This is a genomic window from Anoxybacillus sp. J5B_2022 (assembly GCF_026847645.1).
Classification (GTDB): Bacteria; Bacillota; Bacilli; order Bacillales; family Anoxybacillaceae; genus Anoxybacteroides.
This window is the reverse complement of record NZ_JAPSMC010000130.1, coordinates 1-1,914: the sequence shown is the minus strand read 5'-3', so window position 1 is coordinate 1,914 and position 1,914 is coordinate 1. Positions and strand designations below refer to the sequence as shown.

3 protein-coding genes are annotated in these 1,914 nt (G+C 37.3%); 1 reads left to right on the top strand and 2 read right to left on the bottom strand.

All coding sequences use genetic code 11. From position 1 onward, the window contains the following. A partial coding sequence (locus M4I42_RS16735; RefSeq protein ID WP_268853167.1) for an IS982 family transposase occupies window positions 1–487 on the top strand: 487 nt, incomplete at its 5' end. Window positions 488–511: 24 nt separating this feature from the next. Here M4I42_RS16735 and M4I42_RS16730 read toward each other — a convergent pair. Both M4I42_RS16730 and M4I42_RS16725 read right to left on the bottom strand, forming a co-directional pair. Next, window positions 512–1,072: an imm11 family protein gene (locus tag M4I42_RS16730; protein WP_091703827.1), complete on the bottom strand. Its 561-nt coding sequence runs from the start codon at window positions 1,070–1,072 to the stop codon at window positions 512–514. Then, a partial coding sequence (locus tag M4I42_RS16725) for an AHH domain-containing protein (protein WP_268853166.1) occupies window positions 1,072–1,914 on the bottom strand: 843 nt, incomplete at its 5' end. The genes M4I42_RS16725 and M4I42_RS16730, both read right to left, overlap by 1 nt.

Here is a 1,914-nt window from a genome sequence, read left to right as displayed (position 1 = left end):
TCATCACGCAAGAATACATCGCGTCCAACGATTCCAAGGTATCGCTGACATCGGGTATTGTGCGTCGAAAAAGCAGTGGTATTACGGGTTTAAGTTTCATCTTCAAGTGACCGATCAAGGACTGACGATGGGATACGTGGTGACGGAAGCGTCCTGTCACGATCGAATCGCCGCTGAAACCGTGATGACGCAAATCCCTCATCCCTACAATTTAGGAGATAAGGGATTTATTAGCAATGATTTACAAAGAAAGCGATATGAGGAATATCAAATCGCCTTCTGGACTCCATCTCGCAAAAACCAGAAACATCGCCCATCTGCATCATGGGAGAGATGGCTCAAGAAAAAACGAAAAGTGATCGAAACGGTGTTCTCCGTCCTTGCCGACCAGTATCGGATCACAGACATTCGTGCCAACTCCATTTCAGGGTTTGAGGTCGCACTCGATGGCATCTTGTTGGTCTATTCACTGTCACACTTGCGCTAGCGCTCAACTAGCACCACGGGTTATTTAGATTACTTTAACTTCTAAAAAGTCACATCCTGTTATATTATTTTTCTCTATTAATTCTCTAAGTTCTTCTGATATGAATATTGGAATTTCATCACCCTTGAGTTTAATAATATGCTTTGATTGTATCGCCTCCTTACATAAAGCATATTTTTTTATACTATATATACTTTCACCATCAAGTTCAAACACACTATAATCTGAATTTTCTAAGTTTAATGCATCAACAACATTCAAAATGTTAGCTACCGAAAAACCTTTTAAAATTTTGTTTTCACCTTTATTCACTACATTTATAGGCAGATATTGTATACCATCATCTACTTCCTCTAAAATCGCTTTAAATCTTTCAGAAACTATAAACCACCCTAAATTGTTTGCTAAATAATCTGTTAATCTTTCTCCTTCTTTAAGGTCAAAATAAAAGGTGATTTCTCTATTCCAATTATGAATATACTTACCTTCCGATAATTCATATTGTTCAAATCCCTTTGTATCTATACAGTATGCTACTACATCTCTATCATCACTATCATCCATTAGCAACTTATAAAATCTCATTATTTCTTCCTCCAATAATCTTTATAAAGCATCTCCGGGTTCTTTCTAATTTCCTGTTTTAATTGTTCGAATAATCTTAAAAATTTCCTTTTATCCCCCTTAGCTATTTTATCAAAAGTTCTAATATTGCTTAACACATACTCGTGATAAGCATCTGGATGTCTTCCCTGATGGGGGAGTAATTCTATATTCCAAACGTCATCCAAATCTAGTCCATATTTTTTCGTTATAGCCTCTATTTGTGGAGTATATTTTTTACTTTTATCAGTAGCATAATGATGTTTTTGTAAAGGTTTACCCGTACCCTTAATAATACTCACAGCCTGATCTAATTTTTTCGGATCGATATCAAATCCTTTCTTAATGGCATTTGTTACTTTCGCAATGTTCTTTAGATCACCTAGTCCCGGAATAAACCCAACTAGCGCTTCGGCCACATCTTTTGCATTGGATTTCGGATTGCTTAACACTTGATACAAGCGATAGGCATCTTTGATCGTACCTACCACCGGGACGAAGTCGGTGACCACATCGATTAGTTCCTTTGCTGCGGACCATCCTTTGTTACTTTTGTTTTTTGAAGCCGTGTATATGTCCTGTGACAGATTATGGACGACGACAGTACGAACGTTTTTATCCATATTATACAAAGATAGTTGAATTTGTCGAGTCAGCGCTTCTTCTTTTGCTTTCTTTATATCGTTTGATTTTGGCGATTGCTGAAACGCTTCTCGCACTTCTTTACTAATTTGCACCGTGTCCTTTTCGAATGGTTTGACCGCGGACTGGAGCGCATCTTTGATATTCTTTACAGGGTTATAGAGCATGATTTCTGTTTGATT